26 protein-coding genes are annotated in these 18,822 nt (G+C 63.4%); 8 read left to right on the top strand and 18 right to left on the bottom strand.

Going from position 1 to position 18,822, the window contains the following annotated elements; translation table 11 throughout:
• Positions 1–39: 39 nt before the first annotated feature.
• The 4 genes from NKJ72_RS10740 to gcvA all read right to left on the bottom strand — a co-directional run bounded on the left by NKJ72_RS10740 (position 40) and on the right by gcvA (position 4,299).
• Positions 40–864 (bottom strand): carbohydrate ABC transporter permease, encoded by an 825-nt coding sequence (locus tag NKJ72_RS10740; protein WP_352476993.1) that lies wholly within the window; start codon positions 862–864, stop codon positions 40–42.
• An 11-nt stretch (positions 865–875) separates the two neighbouring features.
• Positions 876–1,748, bottom strand: a complete 873-nt coding sequence (locus NKJ72_RS10735) for a carbohydrate ABC transporter permease (protein ID WP_031195183.1) — start codon at positions 1,746–1,748, stop codon at positions 876–878.
• A gap of 114 nt (positions 1,749–1,862) precedes the next feature.
• Positions 1,863–3,173: an ABC transporter substrate-binding protein gene (locus NKJ72_RS10730; RefSeq protein WP_254815834.1), complete on the bottom strand. Its 1,311-nt coding sequence runs from the start codon at positions 3,171–3,173 to the stop codon at positions 1,863–1,865.
• A 214-nt stretch (positions 3,174–3,387) separates the two neighbouring features.
• The gene (gene gcvA / locus NKJ72_RS10725) at positions 3,388–4,299 is read right to left on the bottom strand and encodes a transcriptional regulator GcvA (RefSeq protein WP_352476992.1); all 912 of its coding nucleotides are present in this window, start codon (positions 4,297–4,299) and stop codon (positions 3,388–3,390) included.
• 110 nt (positions 4,300–4,409) lie between these two features.
• On the opposite strand from gcvA, the gene NKJ72_RS10720 reads away from it, so the two are divergent.
• Positions 4,410–4,595: a hypothetical protein gene (locus tag NKJ72_RS10720; RefSeq protein WP_254815832.1), complete on the top strand. Its 186-nt coding sequence runs from the start codon at positions 4,410–4,412 to the stop codon at positions 4,593–4,595.
• Positions 4,596–4,671: 76 nt separating this feature from the next.
• Here NKJ72_RS10720 and NKJ72_RS10715 read toward each other — a convergent pair whose 3' ends face one another.
• Positions 4,672–5,631 (bottom strand): sugar-binding transcriptional regulator, encoded by a 960-nt coding sequence (locus tag NKJ72_RS10715; protein WP_023722533.1) that lies wholly within the window; start codon positions 5,629–5,631, stop codon positions 4,672–4,674.
• A 362-nt stretch (positions 5,632–5,993) separates the two neighbouring features.
• Here NKJ72_RS10715 and NKJ72_RS10710 point away from each other — a divergent pair, with 362 nt between their 5' ends.
• Positions 5,994–6,626 (top strand): HAD family hydrolase, encoded by a 633-nt coding sequence (locus NKJ72_RS10710; RefSeq protein ID WP_352476991.1) that lies wholly within the window; start codon positions 5,994–5,996, stop codon positions 6,624–6,626.
• A gap of 22 nt (positions 6,627–6,648) precedes the next feature.
• Here NKJ72_RS10710 and NKJ72_RS10705 read toward each other — a convergent pair whose 3' ends face one another.
• The 7 genes from NKJ72_RS10705 to ureC form a co-directional block, all read right to left on the bottom strand.
• On the bottom strand, positions 6,649–7,416 hold the full coding sequence (locus NKJ72_RS10705) for a class II aldolase and adducin N-terminal domain-containing protein (RefSeq protein WP_352476989.1): 768 nt from the start codon (positions 7,414–7,416) through the stop codon (positions 6,649–6,651).
• 81 nt (positions 7,417–7,497) lie between these two features.
• Positions 7,498–8,139: an urease accessory protein UreG gene (ureG, locus tag NKJ72_RS10700; RefSeq protein WP_254815829.1), complete on the bottom strand. Its 642-nt coding sequence runs from the start codon at positions 8,137–8,139 to the stop codon at positions 7,498–7,500.
• On the bottom strand, positions 8,136–8,576 hold the full coding sequence (locus NKJ72_RS10695; protein WP_352476988.1) for a DUF3995 domain-containing protein: 441 nt from the start codon (positions 8,574–8,576) through the stop codon (positions 8,136–8,138). Before NKJ72_RS10695 ends, ureG begins: the two co-directional genes overlap by 4 nt.
• Positions 8,573–9,262, bottom strand: coding sequence for an urease accessory protein UreF (locus tag NKJ72_RS10690; protein WP_352476987.1), 690 nt, complete (start codon positions 9,260–9,262; stop codon positions 8,573–8,575). The genes NKJ72_RS10695 and NKJ72_RS10690 overlap by 4 nt, the downstream gene beginning before the upstream one ends.
• Positions 9,255–9,839, bottom strand: coding sequence for an urease accessory protein UreE (gene ureE, locus NKJ72_RS10685; RefSeq protein ID WP_352476986.1), 585 nt, complete (start codon positions 9,837–9,839; stop codon positions 9,255–9,257). The genes NKJ72_RS10690 and ureE overlap by 8 nt, the downstream gene beginning before the upstream one ends.
• Before the next feature lie 56 nt (positions 9,840–9,895).
• Complete coding sequence (locus tag NKJ72_RS10680) at positions 9,896–10,489, bottom strand: hypothetical protein (RefSeq protein WP_352476985.1); 594 nt, start codon at positions 10,487–10,489, stop codon at positions 9,896–9,898.
• Between the two features lie 47 nt (positions 10,490–10,536).
• A complete protein-coding gene (gene ureC / locus NKJ72_RS10675; protein ID WP_502901844.1) occupies positions 10,537–12,249 on the bottom strand; it encodes an urease subunit alpha in 1,713 nt (570 codons plus the stop codon).
• A gap of 179 nt (positions 12,250–12,428) precedes the next feature.
• Here ureC and NKJ72_RS10670 point away from each other — a divergent pair, with 179 nt between their 5' ends.
• Positions 12,429–12,812, top strand: a complete 384-nt coding sequence (locus tag NKJ72_RS10670) for a hypothetical protein (RefSeq protein WP_023677006.1) — start codon at positions 12,429–12,431, stop codon at positions 12,810–12,812.
• 126 nt (positions 12,813–12,938) lie between these two features.
• On the top strand, positions 12,939–13,433 hold the full coding sequence (locus NKJ72_RS10665; RefSeq protein ID WP_352476984.1) for a hypothetical protein: 495 nt from the start codon (positions 12,939–12,941) through the stop codon (positions 13,431–13,433).
• 26 nt (positions 13,434–13,459) lie between these two features.
• On the opposite strand, the gene NKJ72_RS10660 is transcribed toward NKJ72_RS10665, so the two are convergent.
• Genes NKJ72_RS10660 through NKJ72_RS10640 form a run of 5 tightly spaced genes read right to left on the bottom strand, consistent with a single transcriptional unit; the run spans position 13,460 to position 15,852 of the window.
• A complete protein-coding gene (locus NKJ72_RS10660; protein WP_352476983.1) occupies positions 13,460–13,765 on the bottom strand; it encodes an urease subunit beta in 306 nt (101 codons plus the stop codon).
• A 7-nt stretch (positions 13,766–13,772) separates the two neighbouring features.
• Positions 13,773–14,366: a HupE/UreJ family protein gene (locus NKJ72_RS10655; protein WP_352477099.1), complete on the bottom strand. Its 594-nt coding sequence runs from the start codon at positions 14,364–14,366 to the stop codon at positions 13,773–13,775.
• A 35-nt stretch (positions 14,367–14,401) separates the two neighbouring features.
• Positions 14,402–14,659 (bottom strand): DUF1272 domain-containing protein, encoded by a 258-nt coding sequence (locus NKJ72_RS10650; protein WP_254815822.1) that lies wholly within the window; start codon positions 14,657–14,659, stop codon positions 14,402–14,404.
• A 19-nt stretch (positions 14,660–14,678) separates the two neighbouring features.
• Positions 14,679–14,981 carry an urease subunit gamma gene (locus tag NKJ72_RS10645; RefSeq protein WP_352476982.1) on the bottom strand — a complete coding sequence of 101 codons (303 nt, stop codon included), beginning with the start codon at positions 14,979–14,981 and terminating at the stop codon, positions 14,679–14,681.
• A 28-nt stretch (positions 14,982–15,009) separates the two neighbouring features.
• The gene (locus NKJ72_RS10640; protein WP_352476980.1) at positions 15,010–15,852 is read right to left on the bottom strand and encodes an urease accessory protein UreD; all 843 of its coding nucleotides are present in this window, start codon (positions 15,850–15,852) and stop codon (positions 15,010–15,012) included.
• A 202-nt stretch (positions 15,853–16,054) separates the two neighbouring features.
• Here NKJ72_RS10640 and NKJ72_RS10635 point away from each other — a divergent pair, with 202 nt between their 5' ends.
• The 3 genes from NKJ72_RS10635 to NKJ72_RS10625 all read left to right on the top strand — a co-directional run bounded on the left by NKJ72_RS10635 (position 16,055) and on the right by NKJ72_RS10625 (position 18,363).
• Complete coding sequence (locus NKJ72_RS10635; RefSeq protein WP_023677013.1) at positions 16,055–16,309, top strand: acyl carrier protein; 255 nt, start codon at positions 16,055–16,057, stop codon at positions 16,307–16,309.
• Between the two features lie 4 nt (positions 16,310–16,313).
• Entirely contained in the window at positions 16,314–17,522 is a 1,209-nt protein-coding gene (locus NKJ72_RS10630; protein ID WP_352476979.1) for a beta-ketoacyl-[acyl-carrier-protein] synthase family protein, read from the top strand.
• A gap of 136 nt (positions 17,523–17,658) precedes the next feature.
• Complete coding sequence (locus NKJ72_RS10625; RefSeq protein WP_352476978.1) at positions 17,659–18,363, top strand: glutathione S-transferase family protein; 705 nt, start codon at positions 17,659–17,661, stop codon at positions 18,361–18,363.
• 21 nt (positions 18,364–18,384) lie between these two features.
• On the opposite strand, the gene NKJ72_RS10620 is transcribed toward NKJ72_RS10625, so the two are convergent.
• Positions 18,385–18,513 carry a hypothetical protein gene (locus NKJ72_RS10620; RefSeq protein WP_302893450.1) on the bottom strand — a complete coding sequence of 43 codons (129 nt, stop codon included), beginning with the start codon at positions 18,511–18,513 and terminating at the stop codon, positions 18,385–18,387.
• On the opposite strand from NKJ72_RS10620, the gene NKJ72_RS10615 reads away from it, so the two are divergent.
• Positions 18,506–18,787, top strand: coding sequence for a hypothetical protein (locus NKJ72_RS10615; RefSeq protein WP_254815819.1), 282 nt, complete (start codon positions 18,506–18,508; stop codon positions 18,785–18,787). The genes NKJ72_RS10620 and NKJ72_RS10615 overlap by 8 nt on opposite strands.
• Positions 18,788–18,822 lie beyond the last annotated feature (35 nt).

The following is an 18,822-nucleotide window of genomic DNA, read 5'->3' as shown; positions in this document are numbered from 1 at the left end:
GAAGGGCTATCCTTTTCGTTTTGCGTCAGGCGATGCCCGCTACTTTACCGCACCGAATGTCAGGCCTCGGACCAGCTGCTTCTGGCTGAACCAGCCCATGATCAGGATCGGCGCGATCGCCAGCGTCGAGGCGGCCGAAAGCTTGGCCCAGAACAGCCCCTGCGGACTGGAGAAGGAGCTGATGAAAGCGGTGAGCGGCGCTGCCTCGGTGGTGGTCAGCCGGATCGTCCAGAACGCCTCGTTCCAGGCGAGAATGATGTTGAGCAGCATGGTCGAGGCGATGCCGGGCACCGCCATCGGCGTCAGCACGTAGATTATCTCGTTCCACAGCGATGCGCCGTCCATGCGCGCCGCTTCCAGGATCTCGCCAGGTATCTCGCGAAAATAGGTGTAGAGCATCCAGACCACGATCGGCAGGTTGATCAGCATCAGCATGACCATCAGGCCGATGCGGCTGTCGAGCAATCCGGTGTCGCGGAAGATCAGATAGATCGGAAACAGCACGGCGACGGCCGGCATCATCTTGGTGGAAAGCATCCACATCAGAATGTCCTTGGTGCGTTTGCCCGGCGAAAACGCCATCGACCAAGCCGCCGGTATGGCGACGAGCAGAGCCAGGACGGTCGAGCCGACCGAGAGGAACACCGAGTTGAGGAAGAATTTGAAATAGCCGTTCTGCGCCTGGACCTCGGAATAGCTCTCCATGGTTCCCGACGGGAACAGGTTGAAGCCCTGGATGGCCTCCTGCTCCGACTTGAACGAGGTGATGATCGTATAGAGGATCGGGAAGAAGATCAGCAGGGCGACGATCCAGGCGGCCGCGGTCGCAATCGTCTTGTGCCGGGTGGTGACTGCACGTGCCATCTTATCCTCCCTTATTTGTCCAGGTTCTTGCCGACGGCGCGCATGGCGAAGAAGGCGACGATGTTGGCGAGAATGACGGCGATGATGCCGCCGGCGGACGCCTGGCCGATTTTGAACTCCAGCAATGCCTTCTGGTAGACGAGGAAGGGCAGGTTGGTGGAGGCATAACCCGGGCCGCCATTGGTGGTGACCAGGATCTCGGCATAGACCGACAGCAGGAAGATCGTCTGGATCAGGATGACGACGGTTATGGCGCGCGACATATGCGGCAGCGTCAAATAGATGAAGCGGCTGATGAAGCCGGCGCCGTCCATTTCGGCGGCTTCCTTCTGCTCGCCGTCGAGCGACTGAAGCGCGGTCAACAGGATCAGCGTCGCAAACGGCAGCCACTGCCAGGCGACGATGATGATGATCGCCAGGAGCGGGTGCTGCCCGAACCAGTCGATCGGCTGCCCGCCGAAGAAACGCGCAATATCGGCGAAGACGCCGTATTGCGGATGCATGATCATGTTCTTCCAGACAAGTGCCGCCACCGGCGGCATGACGAAGAACGGCGAGATGACGAGGATGCGGACGATGCCTTGTCCCCACATCGGCTGGTCGAGCAGAAGGGCCAGCAGGATGCCGCCGATCACCGTGATCAAAAGCACGCTGACGACGATGGTGAGCGTGTTGAGGATCGACTGCAGGAATGCCGGGTTGGAATAGAACAGCGCGTAATTCGAAAACCCGACGAAGCCGTCGCGCATCGGATTGAGTGGGTTGTACTGCTGGAAGGAGAACCACAGCGTGAATGCCAGCGGCACAATCATCCAAACCAGCAGCAGCACCACGGATGGCGCCATCATGAAGCGGGCAAGCGAACGGGTCTGCTGAGTAGCCATGACGGTCACCCTTCGAGGTCGGCCAAGTTTTTCAGCGGCGTAAAGTTGGCCGCCCGAACTGGGATTCGGGCGGCCCGTGCCGGCTGCCATGGGCAACCGGCACCGGGAGGCGCCTTATTTGATGTACCCGCCCTCGGTCATCGTCGCGGTGGCGGCGTCCTGTGCCTGCTTCAAGGCGTCGTCGACGCTCGTCTGGCCGGCAAGGGCCGCCGAGAAGAGCTGGCCGACGGTGGTGCCAAGGCCCTGGAACTCAGGAATGGCGACGAACTGGACGCCGACATAAGGCACCGGCTTGACGGTCGGGTGCGTCGGATCGGCGGCGTTGATGGAATCCAGCGTCATTTTCGCGAAAGGCGCCGCCTTCTGGTACTCCGGGTTGTTGTAGAGCGAGGTGCGCGTTCCGGGCGGAACGTTGGCCCAGCCTTCCTTTGAAGCGACCAGTTCGAGATAGTGCTTCGAAGTCGCCCAGGAAACGAACTTTTGAGCGGCGTCGGCCTTCTGCGTGCCGGCGGGGATGGCCAGCGACCAGGCCCACAGCCAATTGCCGCGCTTGCCGAGGCCATTGTCCGGGGCCAGCGCATAGCCGACCTTGTCGGCGACGGTCGAGTTCTTCGGGTCGGAGACGAAGGACGCAGCGACGGTAGCGTCGATCCACATGCCGCATTTGCCCTGCTGGAACAGCGCCAGGTTTTCGTTGAAGCCGTTGGACGACGCGCCCTCGGGGCCGTCGGCCTTCATCAGGTCGACATAGAACTGCAGCGTGTTCTTCCATTCGGGCTGGTCGAATTGCGGCTTCCAGTTCTCGTCGAACCAGCGCGCGCCGAAGGAGTTCGACATGGCGGTCAGGAAGGCCATGTTCTCGCCCCAGCCGGCCTTGCCGCGCAGGCAGACGCCGTTCACGCCGTTGGCGCGGTCGGTCATCTTGTCGGCGGCCTGCTTGATGAAGTCCCAGGTCGGTGCATCGGGCATTTTGAGCCCGGCCTTGTCCATCAGGTCCTTGCGGTACATGACGAAGGAGCTTTCGCCGTAAAACGGCGCTGCGTAGAGCTTGCCGTCGACCGACAGGCCGCCGGCTATGGCCGGGATGATGTCCTTGACGTCATAATCGTCACCGAGCTTGTCGAGCGGCAAAAGCCAGTTCTGCTTGGCCCAGATCGGCACCTCATAGGTGCCGATGGTCATCACGTCGTACTGGCCACCCTTGGTGGCGATGTCGGTGGTGACGCGCTCGCGCAGGACGTTTTCCTCGAGCGTGACCCACTGCAGCTGAATGTCGGGATTTTTGGCGGTGAAGTCGTCGGTCAGCTTCTGCATGCGGACCATGTCGCCATTGTTGACCGTGGCGATGGTGATGGATTCGGCATGCGCGGCGAAAGCGAGGGCGCTGGCCGAGAACAGGCCTAGGGTGAACGTGCGAAGTTTCATCAAAATTCCTCCCATAAACCAAGATGAGCATTTGCCTTGGCTGTGGGCAATTACTCACTTGCGATGAAATATGTCAAGACGGAATCGTTGCTGCAGCGCAGCACGCCGGGTCTCGTGCGGCGACAAGCCGGGACGTTTGCGGCATGTCTGACGAAGAATTTCAGCCGGGCTGATTGGGCCCGGAGCTTTGCTGTCGGGCTTGCTGGGATTCAGCCTATTGGCAAGCGATCTCGCTCAGGATCCAATCGCGGAAGGCGCGGATCTTCGGCACGTTGCGCCGCGCCGTCGGATAGACCAGCCAATAGGCGTGGCCGTCGTCACCGACCAGATGAAAGGGCTGGATCAGGCGGCCGTCGGCAAGTTCGGCCTTGAACAGCGCCTTGGTGACGATCGCCACGCCGTGGCCGGCAATCGCGGCATTGGCCTCATAGGCCTGCGCGCCCATGCTGGTGCCGGGGCGCTTGGCCAGTTCCTCGACCGGCAGGCCGGCGGCGGCAAACCAGTCCCGCCACCAGATGTCGCCCGGGTCGAGGATCGGCAGCCGCAGCAGGTCGGCCGGCTCCTTGACGCCGCCGATGCTTGCCGCGAGCTTTGGACTAAGGACCGGCGTGAAATCGGCCCTGAAAAGCATATGGGTCTCGACGCCCGGCCAGTTGCCGCCGCCGGAGCGGATGGCGATGTCGATATCCTCTCTGGCAAAGTCGACAACCCTGTTCGAAGTATCGACGCGCACCGCCAGCGACGGATGCGCGACCTGGAACGAACCGAGATGCTGGGCCAGCCAATTGGAGGCAAAGGTCAGCAGCGTCGAAACGCAAAGCACGCCGTCGGCGCCGGTGCGCGCGGCGGCATAGGCGCCGCTCAACAGCGCGAATGCTTCGCTGACCGCGGGCGCCAGGCGTTGGCCGGGTTCGGTCAGCACGATCTGTTTTGGCTGGCGCAGGAACAGGGGCGCACCGATGCGCTCCTCCAGAAGCTTGATCTGATAGCTTGCCGCCGCCTGCGTCATGCCAAGCTCCTGGGCGGCCTTGGTGAACGAGAGATGCCGCGCCACCGCTTCGAATACCCGGATCGCCTGAAGCGGAGGAAGCTGCGAAACCAGCTGTCGTGAATTGAGCTCCGGCATAAGCCCTCCTTATGGGCAGTGATCGACGTTTGATTGGCGGCACCGGCCGGGCCTACCGATATTCCGTATTGAAGATCAACTACGCCTAGAGATAGCGAAGGCTGACGATCATGACCACAATACAGGAAAAGCTGCTTCTTGCTCCAGCCCATGGCTGGTTTTCACGGCTGGCGCGGGGATTGGCAAGGCACGCGGCGCGGAAACGGGCCTATCTCGACGTCCGGGAGCTGCCGCCGCATCTGCAGCGCGACATGGGCTTTCTCGACGGCAACGATCCATGCGGCCGGCACCAGTAGTGACGCTCGTTTTTATCAGGGATTCAGATGCGTTTCGATTTCACATGATCGTTTCCGACCGCCAGCGGCTCGGAGATCATGCGCCCGCTAGCAAGGCGGCGGCGGTCCGCTCATCGGTGATCAGGCCGTTGACCAGCCGCCGGTTGACGGCGGCAAAGATGCCCGGCAGCTTGCGGTCGCCCATGGCAAGCGCGATCACCAGCGACTTTTCGCGCGACGGCAGCGGTGCCGACGACACCCGATCATTGGTAATACCCTCGATCATACGGCCGTCACGATCGAACACCCAGCCGACGATCTCGGCGACGCCGCCGGCCTTCTGCAACGCCTTTAATTCACCCTCCGAAATGAAGCCGTCCTCGTAAAGCGGCGCCTTCGGGCCGAGATCGCCTATGCCGACAAAGGTGACGTCGGCCTCGGCCGCAAGCGCCAGCGTCGGCTGGATCATCGGCTGGCTCAGCAGCATCTCGCGCTCCTCCGGCGAGGAGGCGATGACCGGCAAAGGCATCGGAAACGAGCGCGCCTTGACCCTGTCGGCCATGGTGAAGATGACGTTGTAGAAGGCGGCCGAGCCGTCCGGCGAGATGTTGCCGGTCAGCGACACCACCTTGTGCTGCGGACATTCCATCGGCGGCAGTTGCTCGATCGCGGCCTTCAGCGTGCGGCCGGTGCCGATCGCCATGACGATCGGCGTCGGCGACCGCAGCCGCCGTTCGATCTCGGCCGCCGCAGCCTCGGCGACGCCGATGACGGTGGAGGAAGAGGAAGGGTCGCTGGGCACCACCTCGACCAGATCAAGCGCAAAGCGCGATTTCAGCCGTGCCGCAAGGTCAAGGCAATTGGCGATCGGATGGTCGACGCGCACCTTGATCAATCCTTCGGAGACTGCGAGCGACACCAGCCGCTGCGCCGTCTGGCGGGAGATGCCAAGCGTGGCGGCGATCTGGTCCTGGGTGTTGCCGGCAACGTAATAAAGCCAGCCGGCGCGCGCCGCATCGTCCAGCCTGTTGCCGCCGCTATCCTGCCGCGAATTCAAGTTCCTGCCTCCCAACCCCGCCGGGCATAAGAGGCGGAGCGCCGTAGTTTCGCAGGGAATGAACTTGCGCGCAATTGCCTATTGCAAGAGCAATTGCTTAGGGCTGAGACTTGGGTATTTGGAGCGAAGTGGCGGGTCGACCCAGTCTCGTCGCAACAGCAAGGCTGTGGAGGTCGCATAATCTCGGTCCAAAGCGCGTCGCGTTCAATCGGGCTTATGCGATGCGCTTTAGACTCTTGCTTTCTATGCATGTCCGTATCGCAAAACCGCTGCACACTGTTGCGCGACATGCATTAGCGGGGACGCCGCGGTTTATCTCCCGCGCCAAACGCTTTAAGGGATTTTTGAGAATGGAGCCTTGCATGACGCCGAAAGCGGTTTTCTGGGATATGGACGGCACGCTGGTCGACAGCGAGCCGCTGCACGAAGCGGCGCTGATCGCGGCGCTGCACAGTGTCGGCATCGTACCGCCGGCCGACCTGCATGACCGCGTGCTCGGCATCGCCGCATGGCCGGTCTACGAAATGCTGCGCGACGAGTTCGGCCTCGACCTGCCTTTCGACGACTGGATCGTGCGCAAATACGATCACTATCTGCCGATGGCCGAAACGCTGACGCCGCGCAGAGGCGCGATCGAGATCTTCAACGAGCTGCGCGCGGTTGGCATACCGCAAGCGGTGGTCTCCAACTCGGACAGGCTGATCGTCGATGCCAATCTGCGCGCCGTCGGCCTCGTCTATCCCGGCATGAAGACGGTCAGCCGCAACGACGTGCGTGAAGGCAAGCCGCATGCCGAACCTTTCCTGCGCGCCGCCTGGCTGGCCGACGTCGATCCCGCCGAGGCCGTGGCGGTCGACGACAGCGTGACCGGCGCCACGGCGGGGCTGGCAGCGGGAATGAAGACGATCTTCTGGCCAGAAGCGCCCATGGAGGGGCCGCCGGGGGCGATAATCATCAACAGCGCCGACGAATTGCGAGCCGAACTCGGGCTTTAAGCCAGGCCCGGCGGGACCGCGCTCAACTCCGGTAGGCAGGCTCCTGCTCGTCGAGGATCGCCTTCAGTTCGGAAAGGTGGCGTTCGGCCTGGCCGGGATAGTCTTCCTGTTCCCTTGCCGCCTTTTCGGCGATCTCATCCGACAGTACCCGCAGCGGCCGCCCGGTCCACAGCGCCTTGATATAGGTTTCGGCGGCGCGCTCGAAATAGAACATGCGGTTGAAGGTGTCGGCGACGCTGTCGCCGATGACCAGCACGCCATGGTTGCCCATCACCATCACCTTGACCTTCGGGTCGACAAGAAGCTGCGAGCAGCGCTCGCCCTCTTCCTCGAAGGCCAGCCCGCCATAATGAGCGTCGACGACATCGCGGTTGAAGAAGATTGCCGAGTTCTGGTCGACCGGCGGAAGCGTCGAGTCGGCGAGCGAGGCAAGCACGGTGGCGTGGATCGAGTGGACATGCATGACGCAGCGCGCATGACGCACATTGCGATGAATGGCACCATGCAGGCCCCACGCCGTCGGATCGGGCGCATTCGGGCCGGAGAGCGTGCCGGGATCGTTGGCGTCGATCAGAAGCAGATCGCTCGCCTTGATGCGCGAGAAATGCACCTGGTTGGGATTCATCAGGAATTGCGAACCATCGTCGTTGACGGCCAGTGAGAAATGATTGGCCACCGCCTCGTGCATGTTGAGCCGCGCCGTCCAGCGGAAGGCGCAAGCGAGGTCGACGCGCTCCTCATAGAACGGCAGGTTGGTCAGCACTTCCTTCTGCAGGCGCGTGATGCTCATCGTAACCCTCCGTGAAAGAAGCAAGGATGCCGCGCGGCTGGAACACGCGCAACCGGTTTCGTTTGGTACAGGCGAGCGCCGTTATGCCGCCGTGCTGGTGGCCGCGCCGACCCGAAGCCCGCCATGCTCGACGATGAAATCGATCACCTCCTGCAGCCCCTTGCCGCGCGACAGGTCGGTGAAGCCGAACGGCCGCTTGCCGCGCATGCGGGCAGCGTCGCGTTCCATGATGTCGAGATTTACGTTCACATAGGGCGCAAGGTCGCTCTTGTTGATGACCAGGAAATCGGACCGGGTGATCGCCGGTCCGCCCTTCCTCGGGATCTCCTCGCCCTGGCAAACCGAGATGACATAGAGCGTCAGGTCGGCAAGATCCGGCGAGAAGGTGGCGGCGAGATTGTCGCCGCCCGATTCGATGAAGACGATGTCGAGATCGGGGAATTTTCTGGTCATCTCGGCGATCGCCTGCAGATTGATCGAGGCGTCCTCGCGGATGGCGGTGTGCGGACAGCCGCCGGTCTCGACGCCGACGATGCGATCCTCGGGCAGGGCCTGCAACCTGGCCAGCATCATGGCGTCTTCCTTGGTGTAGATGTCGTTGGTGACGACGGCGATCGAAAACTCGTCACGCAGTGCCTTGCAGAGCTTTTCGGTAAGCGTCGTCTTGCCCGAGCCGACCGGGCCGCCAATGCCGATGCGAAGAGGACCGTTGGGCGATATCATGCGGGGAACTCCGTGACGGCAAGAATGGCGAAGGCAAGCCCGATCAGCAGGCACAGCGGCGAATAATAACGCAGATCGAGCCGCGCGAAAGGCTGTTCGGGCGTCAGCCGGCGCCACCAGGGCGTGAAGCCGGCAATGCCGCGCGCCAGGAAAACCAGCGCGATGAGCAGCGACGTGGCGGCAAGCCCGGCTTTGGGAAACGGCGTGGCAAAGATGCCCTCGAGCGCCATCGGCCACAGTGTCGCCAGGCCAAGGCAGGCGGCAACGGCGAAGCTGGCGAAGGGTGCCGGCATCTCGTCGACGCCATGAAAGCCGATGACCGCACGAGCGCAGGAGGCGGCGTCCCTGCCCGGCCAGATGCCGCCAATGCCCCAATAGACATGCAGTGCTGTGATCAGCAGCAGGACGAGCGAGACGGCGAAAGCGAGGACGATCATGAGCGGAACAGCCGCGAATACTGGGCCTCGTGCTTCATCGCCGTGATGTCGGAGATAAAAGCGCAGCCGCCGAGATCATCGAGGGTCGAGCCGGCAGCGCGGTCGGACGTAGCCAGGGCAAGCGGCTCGAAGCCGGCGAGCAGCGCGGTGGCGCCGGTCTGGCCGACGGCGCCGAGCCGGATCGCGGCCTGAACAAGGTTGGAGAAGAAGGCCTGCAGGAAGGCGGCCAGGGCGTCCCGCAGCGAAATGCCGTGATCGCCGGCAACAGCGCCGACGGCAACGCAATAGGCACATTCGGTCGGCAGGCGATCCAGCACCTGGCACGGCCAGGCGGAGGCTGCTTTCAGGAAAGCGGCGCCCTGCAGCATCGTCTCGGTATGACGCTCGCGCGAGCCTGCCAGAGCTTCGGCAAGGGCGACGATTTCATCGAGATCGCCGGTTTCGCGCGCCCTGCGCCAGCTTTCGGCAAACAGCACCGCATCATTCCAGCCCGAACCCATTTCGACCAGCGTTTCCAGCCACGCGGCGAGGTCTTTGCTGTCGGCAACCAGCCCGGCATGCACGGCTTGTTCCAGGCCATGGCTGTAGGAAAAGCCGCCGACCGGGAAGGAAGGCGACAGCCACGCCATCAGCCGCAACAAAGCAATATTGGAAGGCTGGGCAACGCTGGAAGGCCGGTCAGTCATGGTCATGGTCGTGCGAATGGCTGTGGGAATGCGAATCGCTATGGCTATGGGAATGCGCTTCGGCGTGGCTGTGCGCATGTGCCTCGGCATGGGCATGGCCGTGCCCGCCAAGCGCGGAATAGGCGCCGCGCACCGGCTTGAACGGTTCGGAGACGTCGCTCACAATGGCGCCCAATCCCTCCAGCATCGCCTTGATGACATGGTCGCGCAGGATGAGGATGCGGTTAGCCTCGATGGCGGCGGCGAGATGGCGGTTGCCGATGTGCCAGGCGAGCTCGGCGAGATGGATCGGGTCGCTGCCCCTGATATCGTAGAGCGGCTCTTCGGCCGCGATGATCTCGATGTGGCGGCCATCCTCCAGCACCAGCCGGTCACCATGGTTCAACGTCACCGGTTCGGGCAGGTCGACCAGCACCTTGTCGCTACCGGCCGTTTCGATGGCACGACGGCGCAGATGCCGCTCGTCATGGGCAAGCACCGCCCGGTCGTATGGCGTGGTGGTTCCGGCTTCGCCTGCGGCCAGGACGGCGACGGCGCGCGGGAATTTGGTGAAGTCGGTGCGAATATCGAGCTTCATGTAAAAACTGCCTCTCCCAAAAGCCTAGCCTATCGCGTGCGCCGCCCCAATGGCGCTCAAACGATCGTGTCGAAGAGCCGCATGATAAACGATACCTGATAGACGAGCGCGCCGGCGACAAAGGCGATGTGAAAGCGGCGGTCGCGCAGCAGGACCGCAATGACGCAAAGCGCGACGAAAACCGGCGTGCGGATCAGATATTCAACGCCGAAATGGGCGAAATGCGCCGGCCCTTTCAGCAGCGTGTCGACCACGTCGAGCAGATAGGTCGCCGCCAGCAGGCCGAAGAACCAGGCCCGGCGCGAATAAAAGAAATCCTCATAGCTGGTGTAGTCCAGCATCGAGTCCGGAAACAGCAGCGCGCAGAGCAGGAACAGCGTGACGGCGTAGAAGATGATGAACAGGTATTTGCCGAAGGTCCAATTCTCGATCTGGAACAGGCCGAACTCCCACCACCAGAAATGCACCAGCATCAAAAGCACCGACGCAACCCAGGCGAGATGCACGGGATAGAGCCGGTACTGGCCGGGATGCTGGACGATGCGGGCGAGCCCCGACAGCAGGCGGGTGACGCCAAGCCCGATCACCATGCCCAGGACAATGCGGATATGCGGGAAGATGTCGTGGGCGTAGGGGAGTTGCTGGTCCATAGGCCTGGCGCGGCATGTTCTACATCGGTCGTTCTAACGCCTAGGGTTCAGAACAGGAAGTAGCGTTGCGCCATCGGCAGCACCGTTGCCGGCTCGCAGGTGAGCAATTCACCGTCAGCGCGGACCTCATAGGTCTCCGGGTCGACCTCGACATGCGGCGTGGCGTCGTTGAGCACCATCGAATGCTTGCCGATGCCGCCGCGGGTGTTCTCGACGGCCACCATCTGCTTGTCGACGCCGAGCCTGCCGCGCAGGCCGGCGTCGAGCGCGGCCTTCGAAACGAAGGTCACCGACGAATTGGTCATCGCCTTGCCGTAGGCGCCGAACATCGGCCGATAGTGCATCGGCTGCGGCGTCGGGATCGAGGCGTTGGGATCGCCCATCGGGGCGGCGGCGATCATGCCGCCGATCAGCACCATGTCCGGCTTGACGCCGAAGAAGGCCGGGTTCCACAGCACAAGGTCGGCGCGTTTTCCGACCGCCACCGAGCCGATGTCCTTCGACAGGCCATGCGCGATGGCCGGATTGATGGTGTATTTGGCGATGTAGCGGCGGACGCGGAAATTGTCGTTGTCGCCGGTCTCCTGCGGCAGCGAACCACGCTGGCGCTTCATCTTGTCGGCGGTCTGCCAGGTGCGGATCGCCACTTCGCCGACGCGGCCCATGGCCTGGCTGTCCGACGAGATGATCGAGAAGGCGCCGATGTCGTGAAGAATGTCTTCGGCGGCGATGGTTTCCTTGCGGATGCGGCTTTCGGCAAAGGCGATGTCTTCGGGGATCGACGGCGACAGATGGTGACAGACCATCAGCATGTCGAGGTGCTCGGCCAGCGTGTTGACCGTGTAGGGACGCGTCGGATCGGTCGAGGACGGAATGACGTTGGGCAGACCGCAGACCTTGATGATGTCAGGCGCGTGGCCGCCGCCGGCGCCTTCGGTGTGGAAGGCATGGATGGTGCGGCCCTTGATCGCCGCGACCGTGTTTTCGACGAAGCCGGACTCGTTCAGCGTGTCGGTGTGGATCATCACCTGCACGTCGTAATCGTCGGCGACCGACAGGCAGCAGTCGATTGCAGCCGGCGTCGTGCCCCAGTCCTCATGCAGCTTCAGCGAGCAGGCGCCGGCGAGCACCATCTCCTCGAGTGCGGCAGGCAGCGACGCGTTGCCCTTGCCCGACAGGCCGATATTCATCGGGAAGGCATCGAAGGACTGGATCATGCGCGCCAGATGCCACGGCCCCGGCGTGCAGGTGGTGGCCAGCGTGCCGTGCGCCGGGCCGGTGCCGCCGCCGAGCATGGTGGTGATGCCCGACATCAGCGCTTCCTCGATCTGCTGCGGGCAGATGAAGTGGATATGCGCGTCGAAGCCGCCGGCGGTCAGGATCTTGCCTTCGCCGGCGATGATCTCGGTGCCGGGACCGATGATGATGGTGACGCCGCCTTGGGTATCCGGATTGCCGGCCTTGCCGATCGCGACGATGCGGCCGTCCCTCAAGCCGATGTCGGCCTTGACGATACCGGCGGTGGCATCGACGACCAGCGCATTGGTGATGACGGTGTCGACCGCGCCTTGCGCGCGTGAAACCTGGCTCTGGCCCATGCCGTCGCGGATGACCTTGCCGCCGCCGAATTTCACCTCCTCGCCGTGAACGGTGAGATCCTTTTCGACCTCGATGAACAGCTCGGTGTCGGCGAGCCGGACTTTGTCGCCAACGGTCGGGCCGTACATCTGCGCATAGGCGGCGCGGGTGATTTTAGCCATCAGCAATTGCTCCCGAAATACAGCCCGAAAATACCGCTTGTCGAAGGCGGGCCCCACATTGCCGCCATCCTATGATCACGCAATGACCCGCTGAGCGACACTTTCCGATCCCATTTGGCGTTTGAGGTGGCCGGGTCACCCCAAAACGACCATTTGCCAATCGATGGAAAGGAACATCCATGCGCAAAACGACCCTTTTGGCAGCCGCCGCCACGCTGGTGCTCGCAACCGCCGCCAGCGCCCAGCAACAGCCTGCGCAGCAGCCCAGTCCGGCGCCGGCCGCGCCTGCTCCTGCCGCGCCCGGAGCGCAGCCACAGGCGCCCACCATCCAGGCGATCAACGTCGTCGACATCAAGGATCTGCCGGCGGACACTCAAGCCAAGGTCAACGAGGTGATCGCCAAGCGCAGCGACGCCGATCTGCAGAAACTGCGCGGCTCGATCGACGCGACACCGCAGGTCAAGTCCGCACTCGAAGCCAAGGGGCTCACCTCGGCGCAGGTGATCGCCGCCAGCATGAGCACCAATGGCGCGCTGACGCTGATCACCAAGAAAGCGAGCTGACGAGACAAGGCGGCGGGCCGGCGCCCGGTCAGCCCGCCGCATCGCAAAGGGAACCTTCACGGGGGACGTTTCGTTTCGGTCCTGTCGCCCTGACACAAGCCTCGAAAAGGACCCTGAGAACGAGCGATGGCGATCACCACCTTCTCCGACACCAGATGGCTGCATGGCATTGCCGCGACCGCGTTTCTGGCAGCCAGCATTCCGCACGCCGCGCTGAACGCGCAGAGCCTCGACAGCGCCGAGACCGTCAACCGGATCGTCGGCTCGGAGGTCGGCCAGGAAGAGACCAAGACAAATGCGGAAGCCGGCAAGGTCAGCTCGGCGATCGACCGCACGCGTGAGAACATCGCTGCCGTGCGAAAGACATCCAAGCTCGACAAAGTCGATATCGTGTTTCTTACCGACGCCGCGCGCACCGAAGGCGGCCCGCCGCCGGCGATCGAAAGCAAGGTCAGGCAACATCGGGACGACATTGCCGAGCTGCGCAAGGAGATCGAGGCGAACGCATTGCTGTTCAACGCTATCGACTCGCGGCGAGTGCAGACCGAGGACGTTCTGGCGGTTGAATTCGACGATTCGGGAAAGGTCGTCATCTATGCGGCGGCCAAGCCGCCCGGCTGAGCCGAAACTGCTCGACGCCTTCGATCTCACAGCTTGCCCATGATCTTCTGCTGAAATCCGTAGACCTCGCGCTTGCCGCCGAACGGCACTAGCGTAACATCGCGCTCCTGGCCGGGCTCGAAGCGCATCGCGGTGCCGGCGGCGATGTCGAGGCGCATGCCCCGCGCCTTGTCGCGATCGAATCTCAGCCCTTCATTGGTCTCGAAGAAATGATAGTGGCTGCCGACCTGGATCGGCCGGTCGCCGCTGTTGGCCACCTTCATGGTGACCGTCGGCAGTCCCTTGTTCAGTTCGATCTCGCCGCTTGCCGTGATGATTTCGCCGGGGATCATCACTGCCTCACAGGATGCCGAAGGCGAGGCCGGCGCCAATCGCGGCACAGGCGGCGCCAGCGGCGCGGGCAAGCCCACTGAAGCGCCAGCCGAGGCCGAGACCAGCCGTGATGCCGACGGCATGGAGCAACGCGGTGGCAACGGCAAAGCCTGCGGTATAGCCAAGCCCAGCGGCATTTTCAGGCACCTCGGTGCCGTGGGCGTAGCCATGGAACAGCGCAAACAGGCCGATGACGGCGACGCCGGCCGAGACGGGAAGATCGACGGCGAGCGCGACCAGCAGCCCGAGTGCCACGACGGACGCCAGTATGGCCGGCTCGACGAAAGGCATCGGCACATGCAGCATACCGAGCGCGCCGCCGGCCAGCATGACGCCGACGAAAGCCAGCGGCCATGCCCAGATCGCCTTGCCGCCCCTGAGCGCCGCCCACAGGCCGACGACAATCATCACCGTCATATGATCGAGGCCGGAGAGCGGGTGGGAGAAGCCGGCGGTGAAGGACGAAACCGTGCCGACGCCGACATGGGCATAGGCCGGCATAGCTGCCGCCAGCAGCAGGGCCGCCGACAGCGTCGTGCATTTCATCGTAGCGGGGATCATCGGCGTAGCTTCCATCTTCGAGATCATCATGCCTCTCACGCCGCCTTGCGGGCCGGACCGCAGCCTTCTGCCTTGAGGACGCGCTTGGTAGAGGCCGGATATTTCGTCAGCAGCGCTGCCGGACGGATCGGGCGAGCCGAGAAGTTGCCGCCGCAATTCGGGCAGGCGCCGCCGAGCACGTTTTGTGCGCAGTCGGCGCAGAAGGTGCATTCGAAGGTGCAGATCACCGCGTCCGTCGCATCGGGCGGCAGATCCTTGTCACAGCATTCGCAGTTCGGACGCAGCTGAAGCATTTTCCTCTCCTTGGCGGTTTTATCTGATCGGCTCGTGCACGGTCACCAGCTTGGTGCCGTCTGGAAACGTCGCCTCGACCTGCACATCGTGGATCATTTCGGCAATGCCTTCCATCACCTGGGCCCGGGTGACGACATGGGCGCCGGCCTCCATCAGCTCGGCGACGGCGCGGCCGTCGCGGGCACCCTCGACGACGAAATCGGTTATCAGCGCGATCGCTTCCGGATGGTTAAGCTTGACGCCGCGTTCGAGCCGCTTGCGGGCCACGATCGCCGCCATGGCGATCAGCAGCTTGTCTTTGTCCCTCGGCGTCAGATTCATGCGTTTTCCTGCAGTGGCACAATCGAAATCAGAGTGACCATAATTTGGGCAGGCCCGCCCGTCCGTTGAGCAATTCGACAAGCGGCACCAGCCGCTTGCGGAGCTGGTAGCCGTCCTCGGCGAACAGCCGAGCAAGAAGCTTGCCAGATTTCCGCACGCTCCAGAAACTGACGCCGCCCTGGCCGCCGACCATAGCCCGGGCCGGCTCGAGCAAAGCTTCTGCCCGCGGCGACACCATCAGCAGCGTCGCCACGGCGATGCCGCCACCGGCAACCGCCGGACGATTCAAGGTGGCGGCAATGTCGGTGCCGATGCGGAACTCCTCGGCGTGAATCAGCGCCGCCTCCTGGCGGACGCGCCAGCGGTCATGGAATTGGCCTTGCCAAGCCCGTTCACCCATGGCCAGGCGGCCGAAGACGGTAGCTTCCAGGATCAGCGCCTCGGCTCCGGCGGCAAGCTCCACGTCAAGCGTGCGGGCAAAGGCCGAGCGGTCGAAGACGATGGTTTCCTGCGGCAGCCAGGTAATGTGGCCGCCTTCGCCGGCGCTCAATTGCACCCGCACTTCGGCGCGGTCGGATGCGGCGCGGTAGATTTTCTCGCAGGCCTGCGTCGTTATCGTTGCGGACGCGCCGGCACCGACATCGACCTCCCAGGCGAGACGGTCGCCACCGGTCAGCCCGCCAGCGGTGTTGATCAGGACGGCTTCGAGCGGATCGGCCGAGACTGCCGGCATGCGGATCTTGGCCGAGCCGTCCTGGTACAGGCGCCGAAGACGCGTGCGGCCTCCGTTCCAGTCGCAGCCAAGCCGCGCAACGCCGGCAACGCGCTGGGCCGGCGGCACTGAGGTCAAGCTATATGCGATCGTGTCCACGACACCAACGTTAAGCACTGCGGCGGCTTTGTCGATATATAGCTTGTTGCTTGACAGCGTTTCGGTTTCTATAGAGGGAGCCACCTTGGTACGGTCACCGGCGCCTGGCGGGGGTAGAAGGCGACGATGACCACGTAATCGAGGACAAAAGGGGCGCTGATCAGTTGGCGTCGGGAAACGACAGAGTTGGGGAAGAAACCGAATGGCTGACCAGCTGGCAAACGATATCATCGCCAAGATCAAGGCTCATGCCGAGCCGGGCGGCGAGGAAATCACCACCAGTACCGAACTGACCGCGCTTGGCATCCATTCGCTGGAACTGACGGAGATCATCTTCGATCTCGAGGAAGAGTATGGCATCGAAATCGAGATGAACACGGTCGATGCCTGGAGCAATCTGAAAAATGTCGGCGACATGGTCGAGGCGGTTCGCGCGCTGATCGCGAAAAAAGCCTGACTGAATGCACAAGCGCATCGTCATCACGGGCATCGGCGGGTTATGCGGCCTCGGCACCAATGCACCGGCAATCTGGAATGAGATGCGCGCCGGCCGTTCGGCAATCGGCGCGATCGACAATCCGCTGCTGCATGATCTGAAGGTCAAGGTCGGCTGCGAAATCAAGGCGCTTCCCGAGCACGGCATCGACCGCAAGCAGGTCGTGTCGATGGACCGCTTCAGCCTTCTGGCGACGATCGCCGCGCGGGAGGCGGCACAGCAGGCGGGATTGAACCCGCACGCGGCCAACACCTACCGGATGGGCACCATCGTCGGCGTCGGCGTCTGCGGCTGGGAGGCAATCGAAGAGAACTATCGCGCCATCCTGCTCGAAGGCAAGAACCGCGCCGGCATCTTCACCGTACCAAAAGTAATGCCGGGCGCAGCCGCCGGCCATGTCAGCATGAATCTTGGTCTGCGTGGACCGGTGTTCGGCATCACCTCTGCCTGCTCATCATCCAACCACGCCATTGCCTCGGCGGTCGATCAGATCAGGCTCGGCCGGGCCGACGTCATGGTCGCCGGCGGCACCGATGCGCCACTGGTCTGGGGCATCCTCAAGGGCTGGGAAGCCCTGCGGGTATTGTCGCCGGACACCTGCCGGCCGTTTTCGGCCGACCGCCAGGGGCTCGTGCTCGGCGAAGGCGCCGGCATGGTGGTGCTGGAAACGTATGAGCATGCCATGGCGCGCGGCGCCGCCATCCTTGCCGAAATCGCCGGTGTGGGCCTTTCCGCCGACGCTTCCGATATCGTCGCGCCAACAATCGAAGGGCCGGAGGCGGCGATGCGCTTCTGCCTCGTCGATGCCGGGCTCAATCCGGAGGACGTCGACTATCTCAACGCGCATGGCACCGGCACCAAGGCCAACGACCAGATCGAGACGGCGGCGATCAAACGCGTGTTCGGCGACCATGCCTACAAGCTTTCCATCTCCTCGACCAAATCGATGCATGCCCACTGCCTCGGCGCATCCGGCGCGCTGGAAATGATCGCCTGCGTGATGGCGATCCGCGAAGGCATCGTGCCGCCGACCGCCAATTATCGGGAAGCCGACACCGACTGCGATCTCGACATCACGCCGAACGTGGCACGCGAGCGCGCGGTGCGCACCGCGATGAGCAACAGCTTCGCCTTCGGCGGCACCAATGCGGTGCTGGCGGTCAAGGCCGTGTGACCACACCCCTTGCGATCCCTTCACCGGGGCCGGTGAAACTTTCCATGCGCATATTGATCGCGCCAGGCGTCGCGCCTAACTCACTGCGACCCGCCATGACCATGCCGCTCGGCGCGGTCCCCGACCAGGAGTTTCGATGACCGATCTGTCCGCGTTTCCGATCGCCAGGCGCTGGCCGGCGAGCCACCCCGACCGCATCCAGCTTTATTCGTTTCCGACGCCGAACGGGGTGAAAATATCGATCGCGCTGGAGGAACTTGGCCTGCCCTACGAGCCGCATGCCGTAGACATCGGCAAGAACGAGAGCTGGACGCCGGAATTCCTGTCTTTGAACCCGAACGGCAAGATCCCGGCGATGATCGATCCGGACGGCCCGGGCGGCAAGCCGATCGGCCTGTTCGAATCCGGCGCCATTCTGCTTTATCTCAGCGATAAGACCGGCAAGCTGGTCCCGGCAGACGCAACGCTGCGTTACGAGACGATCCAGTGGGTGTTCTTCCAGATGGCTTCCATCGGGCCGATATTCGGCCAAGTCGGTTTCTTCCACAAATTCGCTGGGCGCGAAATCGCCGACAAGCGCCCGCTGGAGCGTTATCGCGACGAGTCGCGACGGCTGATCGGCGTCCTCGAAACGAGGCTCAAGGGCCGCAGCTGGATTATGGGCGACGATTACACCATCGCCGACATTTCGATGCTTGGATGGGTGCGCAATCTGATCGGCTTTTACGAGGCGCGGGACCTCGTCGGTTTCGACGATTTCCCCGGCGTGGGCGCATGGCTGAAGCGTGGCCTTGCCCGGCCGGCGGTGCAGAGGGGCCTCACCATTCCGGCCAGAGCCTGATCAGAACCCTGACTGCCCCGGCTATTTTGCCTTGGTCCGGGGTTTCGAGCCGCCCTTGCCGACTACGGAAGCGGCAAGCGACGCCGCACCTTTGGCGGTCGCAAGCACGGCACCGGCGGCGACATTGGCCGTTGCCTTAACGGTGCGCATTGCGCTGCCGGCGATCGATCCTCTGCTGCTTGCCGACCTTTTGGCCTTGGGTGCAGCGGCTTTGGCCGCGGCAGGCATCACCTTTTTCGGCGCCGCCTTGCCAAAGCTGGGCTTTGCCGCATCCTTGGAATGGGCCGCCCCTGCCGGGCCGGCGCTGGTTTTCGCTCGAGTGATTTTTGATCGTGTTACCTTGCCCTTGGCGGGCGCAGGCTTTCTTGCCATGGTTTCCATCGAACCGTTCCCTCATGCGGCACAATTGCCGTGTCCGGGATAACGGCCTGAAAGTGTTAAGGTTCCGGCCGAACAGTC

The sequence above is a fragment of the Mesorhizobium sp. M0045 genome, from assembly GCF_040323385.1.
Classification (GTDB): Bacteria; Pseudomonadota; Alphaproteobacteria; order Rhizobiales; family Rhizobiaceae; genus Mesorhizobium.
The sequence above is the reverse complement of the archived record's forward strand: the minus strand, read 5'-3'. Positions and strand labels throughout refer to the sequence as shown.